At 69.1% G+C, this 18,348-nt stretch carries 20 protein-coding genes and 2 pseudogenes; 14 read left to right on the top strand and 8 right to left on the bottom strand.

The features are described from left to right. A pseudogene (locus tag CBY09_RS23085) lies at positions 1-305 on the bottom strand (helix-turn-helix domain-containing protein); the annotation flags it as partial. A 104-nt stretch (positions 306-409) separates the two neighbouring features. On the opposite strand from CBY09_RS23085, the gene CBY09_RS23080 reads away from it, so the two are divergent. The 5 genes from CBY09_RS23080 to CBY09_RS23060 all read left to right on the top strand — a co-directional run bounded on the left by CBY09_RS23080 (position 410) and on the right by CBY09_RS23060 (position 3,342). After that, a complete protein-coding gene (locus CBY09_RS23080) occupies positions 410-1,015 on the top strand; it encodes a class I SAM-dependent methyltransferase (protein ID WP_094291905.1) in 606 nt (201 codons plus the stop codon). Next, on the top strand, positions 1,008-1,766 hold the full coding sequence (locus tag CBY09_RS23075; RefSeq protein WP_094291904.1) for a tRNA-uridine aminocarboxypropyltransferase: 759 nt from the start codon (positions 1,008-1,010) through the stop codon (positions 1,764-1,766). The genes CBY09_RS23080 and CBY09_RS23075 overlap by 8 nt, the downstream gene beginning before the upstream one ends. After that, complete coding sequence (locus CBY09_RS23070) at positions 1,763-2,239, top strand: GNAT family N-acetyltransferase (protein ID WP_094291903.1); 477 nt, start codon at positions 1,763-1,765, stop codon at positions 2,237-2,239. The genes CBY09_RS23075 and CBY09_RS23070 overlap by 4 nt, the downstream gene beginning before the upstream one ends. A 184-nt stretch (positions 2,240-2,423) precedes the next feature. Further along, positions 2,424-2,675, top strand: coding sequence for a hypothetical protein (locus tag CBY09_RS23065; protein WP_063459727.1), 252 nt, complete (start codon positions 2,424-2,426; stop codon positions 2,673-2,675). Positions 2,676-2,772: 97 nt separating this feature from the next. Further along, on the top strand, positions 2,773-3,342 hold the full coding sequence (locus CBY09_RS23060; protein WP_094291902.1) for a DUF1439 domain-containing protein: 570 nt from the start codon (positions 2,773-2,775) through the stop codon (positions 3,340-3,342). Between the two features lie 154 nt (positions 3,343-3,496). Here the strand turns inward: CBY09_RS23060 and CBY09_RS23055 are convergent, their stop codons facing one another. Both CBY09_RS23055 and CBY09_RS23050 read right to left on the bottom strand, forming a co-directional pair. After that, entirely contained in the window at positions 3,497-4,567 is a 1,071-nt protein-coding gene (locus CBY09_RS23055) for a serine hydrolase domain-containing protein (RefSeq protein WP_094291901.1), read from the bottom strand. Between the two features lie 117 nt (positions 4,568-4,684). Continuing rightward, positions 4,685-5,608: pseudogene (locus tag CBY09_RS23050) on the bottom strand (LysR family transcriptional regulator). Positions 5,609-5,746: 138 nt separating this feature from the next. Between CBY09_RS23050 and CBY09_RS23045 the strand changes: the two are divergent. Next, positions 5,747-6,526, top strand: a complete 780-nt coding sequence (locus CBY09_RS23045; protein WP_094291900.1) for an SDR family oxidoreductase — start codon at positions 5,747-5,749, stop codon at positions 6,524-6,526. A gap of 25 nt (positions 6,527-6,551) precedes the next feature. Here CBY09_RS23045 and CBY09_RS23040 read toward each other — a convergent pair whose 3' ends face one another. Continuing rightward, positions 6,552-7,535, bottom strand: coding sequence for a LysR family transcriptional regulator (locus CBY09_RS23040; protein WP_094291920.1), 984 nt, complete (start codon positions 7,533-7,535; stop codon positions 6,552-6,554). Positions 7,536-7,693: 158 nt separating this feature from the next. Here CBY09_RS23040 and CBY09_RS23035 point away from each other — a divergent pair, with 158 nt between their 5' ends. Continuing rightward, positions 7,694-8,605 (top strand): oxidoreductase, encoded by a 912-nt coding sequence (locus CBY09_RS23035; protein WP_094291919.1) that lies wholly within the window; start codon positions 7,694-7,696, stop codon positions 8,603-8,605. 116 nt (positions 8,606-8,721) lie between these two features. Here the strand turns inward: CBY09_RS23035 and CBY09_RS23030 are convergent, their stop codons facing one another. Together CBY09_RS23030 and CBY09_RS23025 are read right to left on the bottom strand one after the other, a co-directional pair. Then, the gene (locus tag CBY09_RS23030) at positions 8,722-9,255 is read right to left on the bottom strand and encodes a hypothetical protein (protein WP_094291918.1); all 534 of its coding nucleotides are present in this window, start codon (positions 9,253-9,255) and stop codon (positions 8,722-8,724) included. Positions 9,256-9,275: 20 nt separating this feature from the next. Then, positions 9,276-10,049: an NIPSNAP family protein gene (locus tag CBY09_RS23025; protein ID WP_240515826.1), complete on the bottom strand. Its 774-nt coding sequence runs from the start codon at positions 10,047-10,049 to the stop codon at positions 9,276-9,278. A 179-nt stretch (positions 10,050-10,228) separates the two neighbouring features. On the opposite strand from CBY09_RS23025, the gene CBY09_RS23020 reads away from it, so the two are divergent. Further along, positions 10,229-11,254, top strand: a complete 1,026-nt coding sequence (locus tag CBY09_RS23020; RefSeq protein WP_094291899.1) for a helix-turn-helix transcriptional regulator — start codon at positions 10,229-10,231, stop codon at positions 11,252-11,254. Between the two features lie 75 nt (positions 11,255-11,329). Here CBY09_RS23020 and CBY09_RS23015 read toward each other — a convergent pair whose 3' ends face one another. Next, positions 11,330-12,019: a TetR/AcrR family transcriptional regulator gene (locus CBY09_RS23015; RefSeq protein WP_420807474.1), complete on the bottom strand. Its 690-nt coding sequence runs from the start codon at positions 12,017-12,019 to the stop codon at positions 11,330-11,332. Between the two features lie 83 nt (positions 12,020-12,102). Here CBY09_RS23015 and CBY09_RS23010 point away from each other — a divergent pair, with 83 nt between their 5' ends. From CBY09_RS23010 to CBY09_RS23795, 6 genes are all read left to right on the top strand, one after another. Then, positions 12,103-12,531: a VOC family protein gene (locus CBY09_RS23010; RefSeq protein ID WP_094291898.1), complete on the top strand. Its 429-nt coding sequence runs from the start codon at positions 12,103-12,105 to the stop codon at positions 12,529-12,531. Between the two features lie 84 nt (positions 12,532-12,615). Continuing rightward, positions 12,616-13,101: a DUF1579 domain-containing protein gene (locus CBY09_RS23005; RefSeq protein WP_094291897.1), complete on the top strand. Its 486-nt coding sequence runs from the start codon at positions 12,616-12,618 to the stop codon at positions 13,099-13,101. 320 nt (positions 13,102-13,421) lie between these two features. Next, positions 13,422-14,861 (top strand): MFS transporter, encoded by a 1,440-nt coding sequence (locus tag CBY09_RS23000; RefSeq protein WP_094291896.1) that lies wholly within the window; start codon positions 13,422-13,424, stop codon positions 14,859-14,861. A 225-nt stretch (positions 14,862-15,086) separates the two neighbouring features. Further along, entirely contained in the window at positions 15,087-16,169 is a 1,083-nt protein-coding gene (locus CBY09_RS22995; protein WP_094291895.1) for a pirin family protein, read from the top strand. Between the two features lie 72 nt (positions 16,170-16,241). After that, on the top strand, positions 16,242-16,712 hold the full coding sequence (locus CBY09_RS22990; RefSeq protein ID WP_094291894.1) for an FKBP-type peptidyl-prolyl cis-trans isomerase: 471 nt from the start codon (positions 16,242-16,244) through the stop codon (positions 16,710-16,712). Next, positions 16,696-17,079 carry a hypothetical protein gene (locus tag CBY09_RS23795; protein WP_133066335.1) on the top strand — a complete coding sequence of 128 codons (384 nt, stop codon included), beginning with the start codon at positions 16,696-16,698 and terminating at the stop codon, positions 17,077-17,079. The genes CBY09_RS22990 and CBY09_RS23795 overlap by 17 nt, the downstream gene beginning before the upstream one ends. A gap of 272 nt (positions 17,080-17,351) precedes the next feature. On the opposite strand, the gene CBY09_RS22980 is transcribed toward CBY09_RS23795, so the two are convergent. Next, on the bottom strand, positions 17,352-18,272 hold the full coding sequence (locus CBY09_RS22980) for a LysR family transcriptional regulator (protein ID WP_094291892.1): 921 nt from the start codon (positions 18,270-18,272) through the stop codon (positions 17,352-17,354). Between the last annotated feature and the right edge of the window lie 76 nt (positions 18,273-18,348).

Here is an 18,348-nt window from a genome sequence, read left to right as displayed (position 1 = left end):
GTGTGGGCCGCTGCCAGCAGGGCTGCGGGGCCCTTGCTGCCATCGCCGCCCAGGTCGCGCTGGGCCAGGGCCACCTCGGCCTCGGCCACCACACAGCGGGCGCGGGCCACGGGCTCGTGGGCGCCAAACGCGCGGGCGGCGCGGCGCAGCAGTTCGCGGGCGCGCGGGTGTTCGCCCAGCTGGGCCATGGCGATGCCGCGCAGGGCCAGCGCGGGCGGGTCGTCGCGCAAGGCCACCCGCTGCAGCGCGGTGAGGGCGTCGCCCCCCGCCAGCGCGCGGGCGGCGGCAGAGATCATCGAATCCATGGCGACAGACTACACGCCCCCCTGAAAAGACCGCAAACAGGTTCTCCATGGAGGTGCGGGATACTCTCGCCCTCCCTGTCTTCCCTGCCCACAAGGACCGCCCATTGAAATCCGCCAGCGCCACCACCTTCGACGAGGCCTACTACCAGCGCTTTTACTTCGACAAGAAAACCAGCGTGGTGGACCCGCAGCACATGGAGCGCCTGGGCACCTTTGTGTGCAGCTACCTCAAGTACCTGCGCGTGCCGGTGCACCGCGTGCTCGACGTGGGCTGTGGCATCGGGCTGTGGAAGAACATCGTGGCGCAGCACTTTCCCGCTGCGAGCTACCAGGGCGTGGAGTTCAGCCCCTACCTGTGCGAGCGCTTTGGCTGGCAGCAGGGCTCGGTGGTGGACTATGCGGCCAGCGAGCCGTTCGACTTCGTGATCTGCCAGGGCGTGCTGCCCTACCTGAGCCCGCCCGATCTCAAGACCGCGCTGCACAACCTGGGGCGCCTGTGCAAAGGCGCGCTGTATGTCGAGGCCGTCTCGCGCGAGGACTACGAACGCGACATCATCGACGAAGACCTGACCGACAACCGCGTGTTCCGCCACCGCGCCGAGCTGTACCGGCGTGGCCTGCAGCAGGGCGCCATCGAGCTGGGCGGCGGCGTGTGGCTGAGCCGCCGGGCCGAACTGCCGCTGTTTGCGCTGGAGCATGTGGATGGGTGAGCACGCTGCCGCTGCGCCGCACGCCGTTTCGCGCCTGCGCGCCGAGCGCCTGGCCCGCAGCGCCAAACCTTTTCTGGCGCGCGGCGGCCCCAAGGGCGAGCGCTGCGCGGGCTGCCGCCTGGTGCCCAGCCACTGCATCTGCGCACTGCGCCCCCAGGTGCCCACGCGCGCGGGCATGTGCCTGTTGATGGCCGACATCGAACCGCTCAAACCCAGCAACACCGGCTGGCTGATCGCCGATGTGGTGGCCGACACCTTTGCGTTTGGCTGGGCGCGCACCGAGGTGCAGCCGGGCCTGCTCGCGCTGCTGGCCGACCCGCAGTGGCAGCCGTATGTGGTCTTTCCCGGCGAGTTTGTGGCGCCCGAGCGGGTGGTGACGCAGGTCGCGCCGGAACACGCGCCGAACGGGAAGCGCCCGCTGTTCATCCTGCTCGACGCCACCTGGCCCGAGGCGCGCAAGATGTTCCGCAAAAGCCCCTACCTCGACCGCTTTCCGGTGCTGAGCCTGGCGTCCGAGCAGATCTCGCGCTACCAGCTGCGCCGCTCGCGCCGCGACGACCACTTCTGCACCAGCGAGGTCGCCAGCCTGTGCCTGGAGCTGGCGGGCGAGGCGCAGGCCGCGCAGGTGCTGGATGCGTACCTGGACGTTTTCACCCACCACTATCTGCAGTCCAAGCACCAGCTGCCGGTGGTAGCCGACGACCCCACGCACCTGCGGCTGCGCAGCCTGGCCATGGTGCCTGCGCCATGACACCCATCGTCCGGATCCGCCCCTTTCGCACGGGCGACGCACCGGCGCTGCGCGCGGTGTTTCATGCCTCGGTGCATGGCCTGGCCTGCCATTGCTACACCCCTGAGCAGCGTGGCGCCTGGGCCCCCTCCGAGCACGACGCCGCGCAATGGGCTGCGCGCATGCAGGCCAACCAGCCCTTTGTGGCCGAGACCGATGGCGGCGCCATCGCGGGGTTTGCCGACCTGCAGCCCGGTGGCTACATCGATATGTTTTTTGTGGCCCCGGCGTTTGCGCGCCAGGGCGTGGGCCACGCATTGATGGCGCACATCCATGCGCAGGCCGCGCAGCAGGGGCTGGCGCGGTTGTGGGCGGACGTCAGCCTGGCGGCCGAGCCCTTTTTTGCGGCCCGGGGCTTTGCCGTGGAAACGCGCCAGGCCGTGGAGCGCGCGGGCGTGGTGCTGCACAACGCGCGCATGGGCAAGGCGCTGTAGTCATGATGCTCTTGTTTTGATAGCTTGATGCGCTTGTCTATTGCGCGGTAACGGCGTTTTTTGTATGCAATCGGGCCTTTGCGCTGCCGGGGCGGGGCGCCAGTGCCTTACAGTAGCCGCCCCACCGCACACGCGGCGCATCCTGATCCCCCACCGCTTGCCAACACCAGAAGGCCACCCCACCATGACCAAAGACCCGGCCCGCCAACGCGAACTGCAACCCATGGCCCTGTGCGAGCCCTGCCAGGGCATCCAGCGTAACTGGCGCAAGGCCCCGGGCCACGCCGAGCTGGTGCAGCGCGGCAACCGCAAGGAAGACCGCGACCACGGCCCCGTGACCTTCACCCGCTATGTGTGCGACCGCTGCGGCACGGCCTGGGAGTATGAAAACGACAAGACCAACCAGCAGGCGGGCTGGTCGGTGGTGGGGCGGTAGTCGGCGGCATTTCTGAGTGCCTCGGAGTGTTTCCGAGTGCTCTTCTGCGGCACTTTTTTTGCCTGCGCACATCCCAGCTCCTTCCAGGAGACATGCCATGCACCACCGCCGCCAGTTTCTGAGCACCACCACCCGCAGCCTGGCCTTGGGCAGCGTGGCCCTGTTCATCGGCTGTGGTGCACTGGCCCAGCCCAGCTACACCGTACCGCTGGCCCAGCTGCAGGAGATGGTGGGCACCAAATTCCCCCGCAGCGTGCCGGTGCAGGGCCTGTTCGATCTGAACCTGCAGGCACCACAATTGCGCCTGCTGCCCGCCGTGAACCGCCTGGGCGCCACCATGGCCGTGGATGCAGCGGGCCCCGCGCTGCGGCGCAGCCACGGCGGCAGCTTCGACGTGGAATTTGCGCTGCGCTACGAGGCCAGCGACCGCACGCTGCGTGCGCACCAGATCAAACTGGGGCGGTTGGACTTCCCCACCCTCAAGCCCGCCGTGACCGACCTGCTCAACGCCTATGGCCCCGTGCTGGCCGAGCAGTCGCTGCGCGAAGTCACGCTGCACCAGCTGCGCCCGCAGGACACGGCGGTGTTCGACGGCCTGGGCCTGCAGCCCGGGCCCATCACCGTGACGGCCCAGGGGCTGGAGGTGGCGTTTGTGCGCAAGCCTTAGGGGCTCTCCATGTGTTCACTAAGGCGCCGGGGTTCACTCCCTCTCCCCATGTGGGAGAGGGCGGGGAGAGGGGGCGATGAGGCACAGCGCCTTGCACAGGCCCCCTCTCCCCGACCCTCTCCCGCGAGGGGAGAGGGAGTAAGGCCAGCCTGCGCTATTTCGGCTCCGCTGCCACCCGCCGCTGCACCGTTGCAAACACCGGGTTGCGGATGAGGTGCAGCGCCTGCCCGCGCTGGCCGCTCTCGGGCGACACGGTGGACGTGGTGGCCACCACCAGGTCCAGCGGCGGGTACACCCAGATGAACTGCCCGCCAAACCCGCTGGCCATGAAGGTGGGCCGCGCCGCCTTGCCGGGCACCACCCACCAAAGGTAGCCATAGGGCAGCCCCACGGGCGGGCCGCCCGCGTGCTGCACCTGCACGGACGCATCGGCAAACGCCCCGGGCAGCAGCGGCTGGCCGTTCCACTGGCCGCGCTGCAGGTAGAGCTGGCCCAGCTTGGCCATGTCGAGCGTGCGCAGGTGCACGATGCTGCCCTGGTAACGCGGCGCGGCCAGGCCGAGGGGAGCCACCAGCTGCTGCTGCGCATAGTCGGCCAAGGGCATGCCGGTGGCTTTTTCCAGCACGGCCACCAGCAGCGGCGTCACGGAGTTGTCGTAGGCAAACACCTGCCCCGGGTCGGCGGCCAGTGGCCTGGCCCAGGCCTCGCGCACGGGCAAAGGGGCTGCAGTGCCCGAGCGGGTGCGCGGGCCGCCATCCAGCGCAAAGCCTGCCGTCAGCGTCAGCAGGTGGCGCAGCGTGATGGTGGCGGCGCGCGGGTCGGGGTTGAGTGGCGCCCATTCGGGCATCAGCTCCACCACGCGCTGGTCCACGCTGCCGATGCGGCCTTGCGCCAGGGCCGTGCCCAGCAGGGCCGAGAGCGCGCTTTTGGAGGCGGACTGGGTATCGCGCAGCCTCTCCGGCTCGCCGTCGCGGTAGAAGCGGTACACCACCCGGCCGCGCAGCACGACCACCGCACTTTGCACATCGGGGTACTGCGTGGCCAGCGCGGCCTCCACGGGCTGGAAGGCGGCGGCGTCCAGCGCCTGTTCTTCTGCCGTGGCCGATTCGCGCCAGGTGGACGTGGCGACGGTTTGCGCATGCGCAGTGCTGGCCACCAGGCCGACCCCGCCGACCAGCAGGCAAAGCGACAACGAGGCACAACAGACGGGCCAGCGGATGGGCATGCGGGACTCCTTCGGTGGGGGCGTGGGGGCGTGTCTGCCAGTGTAGAAGGCGCCACCTTTGCGCCAGCCAAAGATGACGTGATGACGTGATGAATGGATGCAGGGGCAGGGCCCGCCTCAATCCGCCCGCACCCGCTGCGCAAACCCGCGCCGGCTGAACTGCTCCACCACAAAGTCCACAAACACCCGCGTGCGCGCGGGCAGCAGCTTCTTGCTGGGGTAGTACAGCATGGTGGGCCCGGCATCGGCCCACTAGGCGGGCAGCAGGCGCACCAGGTCGCCACGCGCCAGCCAGGGCTGTGCAAACGGCATGGGCAGCACGGCCACGCCCAGGCCCATCAGCACCGCCTGGCACATGGCTTCGGGGTCGTCGAACACGATGCGGGGGCGAAACTCCACCGGCGCGGCCTCGCCCGCCTTGTTGCGCAGGGTCGTCACCGGCACGCGCCCCGTGCGGATGGCGCGGCGTGCAATGCCGTCCCAGGCGGCCAGGTCGGCGGGGTGGCGTGGCGCCTTGCGGCCCTGCAGCAGCGCGGGCGCGGCCACCACCACGAGATGGATGGGCCCAAGCGTGCGCGCCACCATGTCGGGGTTCAGGTTCAGGCCGCCGCCAATGCCCGCGTCAAAGCCCTCGCCGATCAGGTCCACCTGCCGGTTCTCAAAACGCCAGTCGGGCTGGATGGCGGGGTAGCGCTGCAAAAACTCGGTGAGCAGCGGCACCAGGTAGGCGCGGCCAAAAGCCTGGCCCATGCTCACCTTGAGCGTGCCTGCAGGCTGCTGCTCGGCCTCGGCTGCATGGTCCACCGCGTCGGCCAGCGCGGTCAGCGGCGGCCCGATCTGCGCCAGCAGGCGCTGCCCGCCCTCGGTCAGCGCCAGGCGCCGCGTGCTGCGCTGGAACAGCCGCACCCCCAGGCTGGCTTCGAGCCGCGCCACGTTCTTGCTCACCGCCGCGGGCGTGAGGCCCATCAAGCGCGCGGCGGCCGAGAAGCTGCCGGACTCGGCAGACTGCACAAAGGATTCGAGGTGGCTGAGCGGTTGCATGGCCGGTATTTTCAACCTTGGGTTGAAATTCATCCAGCCCATTGGTGGCTACCGCGCGGGCAATGGTTTTCTGACACTGCAGGGGTTCCTGGTTCGTTTTCGGGCCTTTTTGATCCCCCTCTTTTTTGGAGAAACACCATGTCTTCTGTTTTGGCATCCGCCCCCACACACCAACCCCTGGCGGGCAAGGTGGCGCTGGTCACCGGCGGCGCACGCGGCATTGGCGCGGCCATCGTGCGGCGCCTGGCGCGCGACGGTGCGGCCGTGGCCTTCACCTACAGCAGCTCGGCCTCACCGGCCCAGGCGCTGGTGGCGGCCATCGAGGCCAGCGGGGGCAAGGCCCTGGCCCTGCAGGCCGACAGCGCCGACGCCGCCGCCCTCACGCAGGCCGTGGACCACGCCGCCCGCACGCTGGGCCGCCTGGACATCCTCGTCAACAACGCGGGCGTGGCCGTGGCGGGCGTGCTGGACAGCTTTTCGCTGGCCGACTTCGACCACACGCTCAACGTGAACGTGCGCGCCGTGTTCGTGGCCACCCAGGCCGCCGTGCGCCACATGGGCCAGGGCGGTGCCTATGGCCGCGTGATCACCATCGGCAGCACCAACTCCGACCGCGTGCCATGGCCCGGCTTCAGCGTCTATGGCATGAGCAAGGCCGCCATCGTGGGCCTGACCAAGGGCCTGGCGCGCGACCTGGGCCCGCGCGGCATCACGGTGAACAACGTGCAGCCCGGCCCCGTGAACACCGACATGAACCCCGCCGACGGCCCCATGGCGGGCGACATGCACGGTCTGATGGCGCTGGACCGCCATGCCCACCCCGACGAGATCGCGGGCATGGTGGCCTACCTGGCCGGGCCCGAATCGGGCATGGTGACGGGGGCGAGCTTGCTGATCGACGGCGGGTTTGCGGCTTGAGCGGCCGGTGCGGTCTGCGCGGCGCTCACTGCGTGGGCTTTCGCGCGCGGGGCTTCTTCTGCACCGCAGGGCCGTGGGTCGCCAGCTCTCTGGGCGTGAGCAGGTGGGCGGGGTTGTTGGCCACCATCTCCACCGCCAGGTCGATGAAGGCCCGCACACGCGCAGGCAGCGCCGTGCGGCTGCCGTAGTACACGTACAGCGCCAGGTGCTGCGCCACATGCTGGGGCAGCAGCGGCACCAGCTGGCCGCTGCGCACCAGCGGCGCAGCCGTGGGGCCCACCAGCTGGCCCACCGCATGGCCGCCCAGCACCGCGCGCGCCTCGGCTTCGATGTCGTTGGTGCAGAACGTGGGGTGGATGGTGCGCGCCACGATGTCGTCGCCCACCTGGAACTCCCAGGGCATGGGCTTGCCGGTGGATGCATGGCGAAAGCCGCTGCAGCGGTGCAGCGCCAGGTCGTCGATGCTGGCGGGCGCACCGTGGCGTGCGATATAGGCGGGCGCGGCGCACACGATGAGCTGCAGCGTGAGCAGCCGCCGCGCCACCACGCCGCCCTCGGGCGGGTAGCCCGAGCGGAAGCCCACATCCACGCGGTCTTCCACCCAGTTGCCGATGCGGTCGTCCAGCTGCACGTCGGGCTCCACCAGCGGGTGGCGGCGGCAGAACTCGTCGAGCACCGGCCAGATCACCTCCAGCAGGATGGAGCGCGGCGCCACGATGCGCAGCGGCCCCGCCATTTCTTCGCGCCCGCGCCGCGCGCCCTGGACTGCATGCTGCAGCGTCGCCAGCCCCGGCTGCGCCGAGGCCAGGAACTGCCGCCCTTCTTCCGTGAGGCTCAGGCTGCGCGTGGTGCGGTGGAACAGCCGCACGCCCAGGTGTGATTCGAGCTGCACCAGCAGCTGGCTGGACGCCTGTGGCGTGATGCCCTGTGCCGCCGCCGCCTGGCGCAGGCTGCCCAGCTCGGCGGCCTTGGCAAAGTTGGCGATGGCGCGCAGTTCGTTGATGGCCATGGTGGTGGTGCGGTGTTGGAGGGTGATTGGCAAGCATTGCTTGCGAATGAATCGCCAAATTATGGGCTAGTCGCATGGCAATGGAATCCCTAAAGTTCGCCGCCGTGGGCACCCAGAGCGCCCACCTACTACCGAACACCGCCACCCAAGGAACTGCCATGGCCATTGCCTCTTCATCCACCCCTTTTTCATCCACTTCAACTTCCTCTTCGTACCCCCGCGTCTGGCTGATCACCGGCGCCTCGCGTGGCATCGGCGCGCGCATTGCCGAGGCCGCGCTGGCCCAGGGCGATGCCGTCGTCGCCACGTCGCGCAGCGCCGCATCCGTCGAGCAGCGCCTGGGCGCACACGATGCCCTGCTGCCCCTGGCGCTGGACGTGACCGATGAGACCCAGGCCCGCCAGGCCGTGGGCGCCGCGCTCGATCGCTTCGGCCGCATCGACGTACTGGTCAACAACGCGGGCTACGGCCTGCTGGGCGCGGTGGAAGAAGCCACCGCCGAAGAAGTGCTGCGCCTGTACGACACCAATGTGTTCGGGCTGCTGCATGTGACCCGCGCCGTGCTCCCCGCCCTGCGTGCGCAGCGCGCCGGGCATGTGATCAACATCTCGTCGCTGGGCGGTGTGCAGTCGGCCGCCGGGTTTGGTCTGTACTGCTCCACCAAGTTCGCGGTCGAGGGCATCACCGAGGCGCTGCATGCCGAGCTGGCGCCGCTGGGCATCCACGCCACGGTGGTCGAGCCCGGGTACTTCCGCACCGAGTTTCTGGACAGCGCCTCACTGGCCGTTTCGCCCCGCGTGCTGGACGACTACGCCGAGAGCGCCGGTGCCGTGCGCGAAGCCGCGCGCCGCATCAACCTGAACCAGCCCGGCGACCCGGTGCGCCTGGCCCAGGCTGTGATGCAGCTGGTGGCCAGCCCCACGCCGCCGCTGCGCCTGCCGCTGGGCACGGACACGCTGCAAACCATTGCCGACAAACATGCCTTTGTGGCGAACGAGACGGCGCAGTGGCGTGCGGTGGCAGCGTCCACGGACTTCCCGGTGCAGGACGCCGCGCTTCAGGTGGTGTGAAAAACTGCTCCTGTTTTGATAGCTATTGACGCCCTTCCATCAGGCGGTAGGGGCTGCTTTGGCTCAGTTTTTGGGGCCTGGGGGCGGCCTGCGTGCTGTGCGCGGGCTGCCCGCGCTCACACCGGCCGCGCCATCTCCATCACCCAGTTCACCTCCCAGGTCGCGCCGCCGTCTTCCGAAAACGCTTGCTGCCAGCGCGGGGCGCCGGTGTGCATCTGCGACCACTCGAAGCGCACGCGCACCGGGCGGCCCTCCAACAGATCCTCGCCTTCGAAAATGCCTACGCCGTCCTGAAAGCCACCCACTACGGGCGGCAGCAACTGGCCGGTGGCCGGGTCCAGGCCGCCCGTGAGGTTGTCGAGCCAGTAGATGCTCCAGCGCTGCGACTCGGGGCTGAACACGCGCAGCGCCATGCCCACGTAGCCTGGCTTCCAGGCCAGGGGCGTGAAGCTGTCGTAGTTGCCGACGCCGGCGGGCAGTGGATGAACGCTGCCGGTGGCGTCGAACACCTCCCAGTCGTTGCAGCCTGCCAGGCGCCGCACCAGGCGCGTGTTGCGGATGCGCCAGGGGCCCATGAGGAAGTCGAAGTCGTTGGCTGCGCTGGGCACAGCGGCGGGCGAAGGGATGGTGATGAGATGAGGGGTGGTCATGGTGGTGCTCGGGTGGGTTTTCATGCGTGCAAGGCGCTGCGCGCGGTGGGCTGCAGGCGCAGGGTGTGGGGCGGGCCCGCCAGCCAGGGCGCCAGGCCCGGGGCCACGCCGCGCTGCCAGGCACCGCTGTCGGTCACGGCCTGGGCCGCTGCTGCGCTGCCAAACAGGGCCAGCGCGAGCAGCACGGGCTCGCCCTCGCGCACGGGCAGGCGGGGGAAGGTGTTGGCGCTGGCCTCGGTGCAGTACCAGGCCACCTGGCGCGCGCCGCTGCGGTGCAGCAGCGGCGCCATGCGGTGGTGGCAGAAGTCCAGCAGCGCAGGTGTGGGGCTCTCGCGCAGGGGGAAGACGGTGGCCGTGAGCACGCCCGGCGCCGCGCCGCTGCAGCCCGGCGCGGGGCGCAGGTGTTGGGGCAGGGCGATGGCGGCGCCGGGCCAGGCGGGGCGCAGCAGCAGCACGTTGTCCGAATCGACCATGGTGGCGTTGGCCGCGCTGCGGTGCGCGGCCCACACCGGGCCGCCATAGAAGCCTTCGAGCGCGCGGCGGCGGGATTCCATGTGGGCAAAGCCGCGCAGCCACACAAACATGTCGGGCCGGTCCAGGTCGCGGAACTGGCCCAGCACACGCATGCCGTGGGCCTCCTGCGTCTCCACCAACTCGCGGTCGAACAGGTCAATGAGCACCTCGCGCTGCTGCGGGTGCAGTGTGTACTGGCGCAGCTCGACAACGGCGCATTCGTCGGCGGCGGGCGGGGCTGCGCAGGGAGGGGGTGACGGGGCCATGAGGGCTTCGGACATGCGGGGCTCCTGGTGAGAATGGGCAGAAAAACACAACGAGCCCGCAGTCTGCGCCGCCATACCTGCCACTTTGTGGCAGGTATTTGGGATATCTTTGCGCATCGCCTTTTCGAGCGGCTAACAAACTCTTCTGGCGTCGTTGCCGCGTCTTGTCGCACCCCCCACACCCTTTTTGCCCCATGCGCGCCAGCCGCCTGCTTTCCCTTCAGATGCTGCTCGAAACCCGGGGCCGCATGAGCGCGACCGCGCTGGCCGATGCGCTGGAGGTGTCGGTGCGCACGCTCTACCGCGATGTGGACCAGCTCAGCGCGGCCGGTGTGCCCATCTATGCCGAGCGGGGGCGCCACGGCGGTTTTGCGCTTTTGCCGGGCTGGAAGACCACCCTCACCGGCCTCACGCCGTCCGAGGCGCAGGCCGTGTTCTTGAGCGGCCTGCCCGGCCCCGCGCAGGACCTGGGCCTGGGTGGCGATGTGGAGGGTGCGCGGCTGAAGCTGCTGGCCGCGCTGCCCGCCGGGTGGCGCGACGACGCCCAGCGCGTGAGCGCCCGCCTGCACCTGGACCCGGTGGACTGGTACCGCGAGAGCGAGCCCACGCCGCACCTGACGGCCGTGGCCGCCGCCGTGTGGAACGGCCACCAGATCCGCATGCGCTACGAGAGCTGGACGGATACCGTGGAGCGCACGGTGAGCCCGCTGGGCCTGGTGCTCAAGGCCGGGGTCTGGTACCTGGTGGCGCTGCCTGTGGCGCCCGCAGTGGCGAAGGCCGCACCGGGCAAGAGCACAGGCACGGCCCAGGGCGGCCCGCGCACCTACCGCGTGTCCAACATCCGCGCCGCCACCGCGCTGGCCACGCCCGTGCGCCGCCCCGCGCGGTTTGATCTGCCGGGTTACTGGGCCGCGTCCATCCAGCGTTTTGAGGCGGAGATCTACACCGGCCAGGCGCAGGTGCTGGCCACGCCTGCGGGGCTGCAGGGGCTGCGTGCGCTCAGCAGTGCCGTGGCGCGTGCGGTGGCTGCCGCCAAGCCCTCGCGCCGCGCGGACGGGCGCGTGGCCGTCACCCTGCCCATCGAATCGGTGGAACATGCCTGCGGCCAGCTGATGCGCCTGTCGCCGCAGGTGGAGGTGCTGCGGCCTGTGGCGTTGCGCCGTGCGCTGGTGCAGCGGCTGCGGGACACGGCGCGGTTGTATGGCCTTGATGTGCTATGAATTAAGTAGCTTGAAAGGCAACGTGGGTGCGCGCAGAAGGCTGAAAAATCTTGAAAAAATTCTGAAGCTCCGGGCTCAGAGCCCCCGCTCCACCATGTCCAGCAGCCGCTGCCCCAGCCCGTCCAGCACCGGCTGCGGCGTGCCACGCAGCGGGCCGTCGATGGCAAGCAGCGCCATGCCGTGCACGGTGGACCAGGCCAGGTATTCGGCACCGGGGCGCCGTGCGGCGGGCAGTGCGCCTGCGGCCACCAGGTCATCCAGCGCCGCGCTCAGGTGCTCGAAGGGGTTGAGCCCCGTGGCGCCGCCCATGGCCGGGTCGGGCTGTTGCTGCACGGTGAAGCGGCCGCCGAACGCGGTGCGGAACAGGCCCGTCTCGGCCTGGGCAAAGCGCAGGTAGCCCGCGCCCACGGCGCGCACCTTGGCGTGGGCCTGCTGGGTGGCGGTGCCGGTGGCGGGCACCTGGGCCAGCTCGGCCTCCATGAAGCGTGCAGCGGCGGCCACGGCGGCGGCACGCACGGCGCCCAGCAGGTCGTCGCGGTTGGCAAAGTGGCGGTAGGCCGCGTTGGGCGCCACGCCCGCGCGGCGCGTGGCCTCGCGCAGCACCACGGCGTCGGGGCCGCCCTGGCGGGCCAGTTCGATGCCCGCGTCCAGCAGTGCGCGGCGCAGGTCGCCATGGCGGTAGGTGCTGCGGGCCGCAGCGCGGGCCGGTTCGGGCGTGTTGCCGGTGGTTACGTGCATGTTGTTCTGGATGTGGACAGTGTCCATTATCTTTGTTATGGTTTGTGGACGGTGTTCACAATTGCGCACCGATCCCCTTTTTTGCTCCCAACCCCTGCCAGGAGACCCCCATGAAAGTCGAGCCCTATCTGATGTTTGAAGGCCGCTGCGAAGAGGCGCTGGATTTCTACCGCCGTGCGCTGGGCGCCCAGGTCAAGCTGCTCATGCGCTACAAGGACAACCCCGATCCGGCCGGTGCCCCGGGCTGTGCGGACGGCAGCGGCGGCGGGCCCACGCCCGAGATGGTGATGCACGCCGAGTTTTCCGTCGGCCAGACCACGCTGATGGCGTCGGACGGGATGGGTTCGGGCAAGGCGAAGTTCGAGGGCATCTCGCTGGCCCTGAGCCCCGCCAGCGTGGCGGATGCCGAGCGCCTGTTCCATGCGCTGGCCGATGGCGGCCAGGTGCAGATGCCGCTCGCCAAGACCTTCTTCTCGCAGGCCTTCGGCATGGTGGCCGACCGCTTCGGCGTGCCGTGGATGGTGGTGGGGCCGGAGTGAACGTGCACGCGCACGCGCGCTGGCCCCGCATCCATCCAACCGTTCTTTCCACTTCCGTTGATCGTTTCACTCCAGGAGACACCCATGATGAATCCCGAACCCCATGCCATGCACCGCTGGCTACAGCAGTTGCTGGGCCACTGGACCAGCACCTCCAGCTGCGACGCGCCGCCCGGCGGGTCGGCCGAGCAATCCGTGGGCGCTGAGCACGGCCGTGCGCTGGGCGATCTGTGGGTGATCCTGGAAGGCACGGGCACCATGCCCGATGGCGGCGAGGCGCGCATGCAGATGACGCTGGGCTACGACCCCGAGAAGCAGGTGTTTCTGGGCACCTGGGTGGGCTCGATGATGAGCCACATGTGGATCTATCGGGGCACGCTCGATGCCGACCAGAAGGTGCTGACGCTGGAGACCGAGGGCCCAAGCTTCAAGGGCGACGGCAAGACGGCGCGCTATCGCGATGTGATCACCATCGTGGGGCCGGGCGAGCGCACGCTGACCTCGTTTGGCGAGCAACCCGACGGCAGCTGGAACCAGATCATGCAAGCAAAATATGTAAAAACCCCCTGAGAGACTGAGAGTCTTTCGTCCACGCCCGTCTGGCACCCAAGAGCGCCCCGGCTCGTCGTTGCAAATGCTCGCCATAGCCCGCGCTATGGCTGTGCTTTGCGCCTAGATCCGGGGCGCTCTTGTGCACCCTTCGGGCGCGCCCAAAAAACTCCCAGTCTCTGAGCCTTGCGCGGCTTCCCCCTGAAAGGGAGCGCACCCGGTGGACTGGCGGAGCCAGATCCACGGGTGCGCGCGCGGTGCGCCGCGCCAGTTGCTGACGCCGCGCGCGTGACAAACTGTGGGGCGCGCCCTCGGCGCTTTCCACATTCCCATTGACCTCCATGACCCTCTCCATCGAAGGCCGCGCACGCTGGCCCGCGCTCATCCTGCTGTGCCTGGGCGAGCTGATGATCGTGCTCGACACCACCATCGTGAACGTGGCGCTGCCCAGCATCAAGGCCGACCTGGGGTTTACCGAGACCTCGCTGGTGTGGGTGGTCAATGCCTACATGCTCACGTTTGGCGGCTGCCTGCTGCTGGGGGGGCGGCTGGGGGATCTGTATGGCCACCGGCGGCTGTTCCTCGCGGGCATCACGCTGTTCACCCTCGCGTCGCTGGGCTGCGGGCTGGCCCACACGCAGGGGCTGCTGGTGGCGGCGCGTGCGGTGCAGGGTGTGGGCGGGGCGGTGGTGTCGGCCGTGGCGCTGTCGCTCATCATGAATCTGTTCACCGAACCCGGCGAGCGCGCGCGGGCCATGGGGGTGTATGGCTTTGTGTGCGCGGGCGGCGGCAGCATTGGTGTGCTGCTGGGTGGAGTGCTTACCAGTGCATTGAGCTGGCACTGGATCTTTTTGGTCAACATCCCCGTGGGCGTGGCGATCTACGCGGCCTGCCTGGTGCTGCTGCCGGGCGGCAAGGGGCAGGCACACGGGCAGCGGCTGGATGTGGCGGGCGCGGTCACCATCACCGCGTCGCTGATGCTGGCGGTGTACGCCATCGTCAACGGCAACGAGGCGGGCTGGGCCTCGCCGCAGTCGCTGGGCCTGCTGGGCGCCTCGGCGGTGCTGTTGCTGGTGTTTCTGTTCATCGAATCGCATGTGGCCACGCCACTGGTGCCGCTGGCCTTGCTGCGGCTGCGCAACCTGGCCATCTCCAACGTGGTGGGCGTGTTGTGGGCGGCAGGCATGTTTGCGTGGTTCTTCCTGTCGGCGTTGTACATGCAGCTGGTGCTGGGCTACGACGCGATGCAGGTGGGCCTGGCGTTTTTGCCGTCCAACCTCATCATGGCGGGCTGCTCGCTGGGGCTGTCGGCCTGGGTGGTGATGCGCTATGGCATCCGCAGCACACTGGGCTGGGGACTGGTGCTGGCCACCGTGGGGCTGGCGCTGTTTGCGCTGGCGCCGGTGGACGGCCAGTTTGTGCTGCATGTGCTGCCCGGCATGGTGCTGCTGGGCGTGGGGGCGGGCATTGCGCTCAACCCACTGCTGCTGGCCGCCATGGGCGATGTGAAGCCAGAGGACTCGGGCCTCGCATCCGGCGTGGTCAACACGGCCTTCATGATGGGCGGCGCGCTGGGCCTGGCGGTGCTGGCCAGCCTGGCCGATGCCCGGACCGGGGCGCTGCGCGAGGCGGGCGCATCGGCGCCGATGGCGCTGAACGGCGGCTACCAGCTGGCCTTCTGGGTGGCGGCGGCGGGATCGCTGGTGGCGGCGCTGCTGGGTGGCCTGGTGTTGCGGCCTGCGCAGCCGCCGGGGGCGGGGGCGCAGGGGGCGCTGCACTGAGAAAAAAATTGCTATCAAAAGTGAAGCTATTGGGGCAATGCCAGCAGGCGGAAGGGCCGAATTCCATTCAGATCCCGTGCTGTGTACACCTGCCAGGGCTGCCCCACTGTCCTGTTCGGTGGATCCCACTGTTCCACGCAGCGCACTTCTGCTCAGGCACCATTGGCGCCATATTCCACAGGCATGCCGCCCGATAGTGGCGGTGCACAACCCAAGGAGCCTTCCATGCCCTCGTCCACTTCTGCCGTTGCCCCCCTGCTGCCCATCGTGCGTGCGCAGCTGCTGGGCCCGCAGTGGCCCACGATGGACCCGTTTCTTTTCTGCGCCCACCACGACGATGCCTACCCCGCAGGCAACGGTGCCTTTGCGCCCGCCGTGCCCGTTGACGACCGCCAGATCGGCAGCGACTTCAGCCGCAAGGATGGCTGGAGCATGTACCACGGCGATCCGGTGCCTGGCTTTCCCGGCCATCCGCACCGGGGCTTTGAAACGGTGACGCTGGTGCGCAAGGGCCTCATCGACCATTCCGACTCGCTGGGCGCCGCCGCGCGGTTTGGCGGGGGCGATGTGCAGTGGGTCACGGCGGGCAAGGGCATCGTGCACTCCGAGATGTTCCCGCTGCTCAACGCCGACGGGCCGAACCCGCTCGAACTCTTCCAGATCTGGCTGAACCTGCCCGCGCGCAACAAGATGGTGGAACCGCACTTCACCATGCTGTGGAACGAGCGCATCCCGCGCCTGGTGCATGCCGACGCCGCAGGCCGCAAGACCACGGTGACGGTGGTGGCCGGTGCGCTGCCCGGCGCACCCGATCCGCTGTCGCCGCCGCCCGAGTCCTGGGCCTCGCAGCCCGAGGGCGATGTGGCGATCTGGACGCTGCACCTGGAGCCAGGCGCCGAGTGGACCTTGCCCGCAGCCAAGGGTGCCAACGGCGATGAAGGCACGCAGCGCATGCTGTACTTCTTTGTGGGCGACAGCCTGCGCGTGGGTCCGCAGGACGTAGACCGCCACGCCGCGCTGCAGGTGCGCGCCGGGCAGGACTGGCTGCTGACCAACACCGGCACCACCGCCGTGGAATGCCTGGTGCTGCAGGGCCGGCCCATTGCCGAGCCCGTGGCGCAGTACGGCCCGTTTGTGATGAACACGCAGGCCGAGATCATGCAGGCCATGAACGACTACCGCCGCACCCAGTTTGGCGGCTGGCCTTGGGCCCAGCAGGACCCGGTTCACGGCGCCACACCACGCCGGTTTGCGCGCTACCCCGGGCAGACCGAGGAAGAGCGTCCGGCCGAAAGCGCGGCTGCTTAGCCCGCCCGCGACGGGTGGAAACGCGGGTCGTGGACAATCCACGGTCCCGATCCGCGTTGTTATGCAAGACCTATGAACATCACCAAAGACTCCGCCGTCACCATCAGCTACAAGGTGACCACGCCCCAGGGCAAGCCGCTGGACGCGGGCCACCTGGCCTACCTGCACGGCGGCTATGAAAACATCTTCCCCAAGGTCGAAGCCGCGCTCGAAGGCCAGGCGGTGGGCTTCAGCACCACGCTGCAGCTGGCCGTGGAGGACGCGTTCGGCGCGCGCGACGAGAGCCTGGTGCGCACCATCCCCAAGAGCGAGTTCCCGCCCGGCGTGAAGGTCGGCGGCCAGCTGCAGGGCGTGGGCAACGACGGCCAGCCCGCCGTGTTCAACGTGGTCAAGATCAAGGGCCCCGAAGTGCACCTGGATGGCAACCACCCGCTGGCAGGCCAGGCCCTGGTATTCAGCTGCAAGGTGACCGAAGTGCGCGCGGCGTCGGCCGAAGAAGTCGCCCACCGCCATGTGCATGGCGGCCATGGCCACCACCATTGAGCCAGCAGGTTCTGTAGTGCAAGGATTCAAGGACCGACTCGGCTACGCGCTGATAGGCGCTTTCTTCGGCGCTCTGGTTGGATTGCTCGGCTGGTGGGTCTATGGATTCGCGCACACCCTGCGCTATCGAGGCCCTGGTATAGACCCGCTGCTGCGTCAATGGATAGTGCTTGGCAGCGTCATTTTTGCTGCGCTGGGCTTCATCCTGCGCGAGCGCGCTGCCGATGTGGTGGCTGGCGCGCTGTCTGCGGTGCTTGGGTCCGAGCCGACCAGCGTATCCGCGCGCGTGGGCTCTGCCGTGCTGCGTGGCGTTGTGCTGGTGATTGTGGTGGCATTGATTTGGATGTTGAACCAGAACAAAGGGTAGTTTGTGGTGGTCGGTACAGACGTGCCGCCGTATTTCTACATCCAACCTGCAGAGGCCCATCTTGCGGCGCTGGCTGAGGGCGCAGCGGCAGCCGTGGAGCGCGGCATTATCAATGAGGCCTGCTTCAGCATTCAGCCCATGTGAATGCCCAGGTCCTGGCATCCCCGCCCCAAGCTGATCGGCAGCTCCGTTGCAACGAATTCCTGACGCGTGCCAGTGAGAAGAAGGCCGATTGATTGGAGCGCAAGAGCGATCAGAAACACTTCTAAAAATCAGCGCCCTTTCCGGCGCAAGCCCCGGCCCTGCAGCACGGGCTCGGCCGCCAGTCGCTCGCGCGCAAACTCCACAAACGCCCGCACCTTGGCGGGCGCGCGCCGCCCGGCGGGATAGACGATGTGCACGGGCACCGGCGGGGGCTCAAACCCGGCCAGCACGATGCGCAGCCGCCCTGCGCGCAGGCTGGCTGCGGCCTGGTAGGCCAGGCAGCGTGTGAGGCCCAGGCCCGCCTCGGCAGCGGCAATGTCCACCTCGTTGGCGTTGCTGATCCACGCGATCTGCGGACTGCCCACCAGTCCGTTGCCAAACTTCCAGGGCGCGGCGGCCCGGGCCTCGAACGAGAACGCAATCGCCCGGTGCTGCACCAGGTCCTGCGGGTGCTGCGGCTCGCCGTGGCGCGCCAGATAGTCGGGCGACGCCACCACCAGATGCCGCAGCGCGCCCACGGGCAGGGCGGTGAGGCCCGAATCCGGCAGGTGGGCAATGCGCACCGCCACGTCCATGTCTTCCTCCAGCAGGTGCACCAGCCGGTTCACAAACAGCGTGCGCGCCTGCACGCGCGGCTGGGCCTGCAAGAAGCTCTGCACGATGGGCGCCACATGCTGGATGCCAAACATCTGCGGCGCGGTGATGGACAGCAGCCCCTGTGGCTGCACTTGCGCGCCGCTGGCGGTCTGCTCGGCCTCGGCCAGGTCGCTCAGGATGGGGCGGCAGTCGGTCAGAAAGCGCTCGCCCGCCTCCGTCAGCCGCACCCAGCGCGTGCTGCGCTGGAACAGCAGCACACCGAGCCGCGCCTCCAGCGCCGCAATGGCGCGCGTGACGGCCGCCGCCGAACAGCCCAGGCGCCGCCCCGCCACGGCAAAGCCGCCCGCATCGGCCACGGTCACAAAGCAGCGCAGGGTGTCGAGGTGGTCCATTGTTGCGTCTCGCGAAATTCTGAAAGACGCACTATCGCTATTCACGCTGTAGAGCGCAATAGATAAGGTTGAGCCC

The organism is Acidovorax kalamii (assembly GCF_002245625.1).
GTDB classification, from domain to species: domain Bacteria; phylum Pseudomonadota; class Gammaproteobacteria; order Burkholderiales; family Burkholderiaceae_C; genus Acidovorax; species Acidovorax kalamii.
Note: the sequence above shows the minus strand (reverse complement) of the source record. Positions and strands in the feature narration are given on the sequence as shown.

Coding starts and splice junctions, on each gene's coding strand:
- CBY09_RS23075 (WP_094291904.1), top strand. CDS start 1,008: ATGGGTGAGCACGCTGCCGCTGCGCCGCACGCCGTTTCGCGCCTGCGC.
- CBY09_RS23070 (WP_094291903.1), top strand. CDS start 1,763: ATGACACCCATCGTCCGGATCCGCCCCTTTCGCACGGGCGACGCACCG.
- CBY09_RS23065 (WP_063459727.1), top strand. CDS start 2,424: ATGACCAAAGACCCGGCCCGCCAACGCGAACTGCAACCCATGGCCCTG.
- CBY09_RS23060 (WP_094291902.1), top strand. CDS start 2,773: ATGCACCACCGCCGCCAGTTTCTGAGCACCACCACCCGCAGCCTGGCC.
- CBY09_RS23055 (WP_094291901.1), bottom strand. CDS start 4,567: ATGCCCATCCGCTGGCCCGTCTGTTGTGCCTCGTTGTCGCTTTGCCTG.
- CBY09_RS23045 (WP_094291900.1), top strand. CDS start 5,747: ATGTCTTCTGTTTTGGCATCCGCCCCCACACACCAACCCCTGGCGGGC.
- CBY09_RS23040 (WP_094291920.1), bottom strand. CDS start 7,535: ATGGCCATCAACGAACTGCGCGCCATCGCCAACTTTGCCAAGGCCGCC.
- CBY09_RS23035 (WP_094291919.1), top strand. CDS start 7,694: ATGGCCATTGCCTCTTCATCCACCCCTTTTTCATCCACTTCAACTTCC.
- CBY09_RS23030 (WP_094291918.1), bottom strand. CDS start 9,255: ATGACCACCCCTCATCTCATCACCATCCCTTCGCCCGCCGCTGTGCCC.
- CBY09_RS23025 (WP_240515826.1), bottom strand. CDS start 10,049: ATGTCCGAAGCCCTCATGGCCCCGTCACCCCCTCCCTGCGCAGCCCCG.
- CBY09_RS23020 (WP_094291899.1), top strand. CDS start 10,229: ATGCGCGCCAGCCGCCTGCTTTCCCTTCAGATGCTGCTCGAAACCCGG.
- CBY09_RS23015 (WP_420807474.1), bottom strand. CDS start 12,019: ATGGACACTGTCCACATCCAGAACAACATGCACGTAACCACCGGCAAC.
- CBY09_RS23010 (WP_094291898.1), top strand. CDS start 12,103: ATGAAAGTCGAGCCCTATCTGATGTTTGAAGGCCGCTGCGAAGAGGCG.
- CBY09_RS23005 (WP_094291897.1), top strand. CDS start 12,616: ATGATGAATCCCGAACCCCATGCCATGCACCGCTGGCTACAGCAGTTG.
- CBY09_RS23000 (WP_094291896.1), top strand. CDS start 13,422: ATGACCCTCTCCATCGAAGGCCGCGCACGCTGGCCCGCGCTCATCCTG.
- CBY09_RS22995 (WP_094291895.1), top strand. CDS start 15,087: ATGCCCTCGTCCACTTCTGCCGTTGCCCCCCTGCTGCCCATCGTGCGT.
- CBY09_RS22990 (WP_094291894.1), top strand. CDS start 16,242: ATGAACATCACCAAAGACTCCGCCGTCACCATCAGCTACAAGGTGACC.
- CBY09_RS23795 (WP_133066335.1), top strand. CDS start 16,696: ATGGCCACCACCATTGAGCCAGCAGGTTCTGTAGTGCAAGGATTCAAG.
- CBY09_RS22980 (WP_094291892.1), bottom strand. CDS start 18,272: ATGGACCACCTCGACACCCTGCGCTGCTTTGTGACCGTGGCCGATGCG.